The 920-nt window shown below is 68.2% G+C and carries 1 protein-coding gene; it reads left to right on the top strand.

The window, feature by feature from the left end; all coding sequences use genetic code 11:
* Nucleotides 1-920 (top strand): FAD-dependent oxidoreductase (locus EN879_RS37340; RefSeq protein WP_164774914.1); only part of this gene is annotated, 920 nt, incomplete at both ends.

Below are 920 nucleotides of genomic sequence, written 5' to 3'. Positions count from 1 at the left end.
GGCATTGCCAAAGCTGCTGCTTGATCCCGACAGCCCGTTTTCGCTGCGCTGGCCGGCGCTGCTGCAGCTGGCGCCATGGCTCGTTCGGTTCATGCGGCAATCGCTGCCGGCGGCCACCCGGGCCAATGCACTGGCGCTCGCCGGACTGCTGGCCGACGCCCTTCCAGCCTGGGAAGACATGGTCGGGGAGGCCGGGCTGGAGGACCAGATGCGCCGCAATGGCTGTCTTTACCTCTATCGCCGCTTGAGCGATTTTGCCGCTGGCGCCGGCGGCCGGGCAATGCGCGCTGGGTTTGGCATCCACCAAGAGGTCCTGACTCCCGAAGAGGTGGCGGCGCTTGAGCCGGGCCTGCCGGCGACAGCAGCGCATGGCGTGTATTTTCCCGACTCGATCAATGTCACCGATCCGGCAATGGTGATGCGGCGGTTGCTGGGCGCGGTGAGTGCCCGTGGTGCATCGGTGAAGCAGGCAGAGATCACCGGGCTGCAGGTCGAGGCTGACGGTGTGCAGCTCAGCGGACCCGGCGTTCGCATCAAGGCTGGCACGGTGGTGATCGCCGCCGGTGCACGGTCGCGCGCACTGGCCGCGCAGGCCGGCGACAGGATTCCGCTCGAGACCGAGCGCGGCTATCATCTGGAATTCCAGACCGACGCGCCGCTGCTCAACCGACCTGTCTGTCCCGTCGATCTTGGTTTCTACCTGACGCCGATGCCTGGCCGCTTGCGGGTCGCCGGCACCGCCGAACTCGGCGGCCTGGTCGCGCCGCCAAATCCGCGCCGGCTGGCGCTGCTTGACCGTGGCGCCAGGCAAATTTTTCCCAGGCTCGGCTCGCCTGCCTCGCAATGGCTCGGCTTCCGGCCGTCCCTGCCGGATTCCAGGCCGGTCATCGGCGCTTCGCGCGGCAGCTCCCGCGTAATTC

This window comes from Mesorhizobium sp. M7A.F.Ca.AU.002.02.1.1 (genome assembly GCF_003998535.1).
In the GTDB taxonomy this organism is placed as follows: domain Bacteria; phylum Pseudomonadota; class Alphaproteobacteria; order Rhizobiales; family Rhizobiaceae; genus Mesorhizobium; species Mesorhizobium ciceri.
Note: the sequence above shows the minus strand (reverse complement) of the source record. Positions and strands in the feature narration are given on the sequence as shown.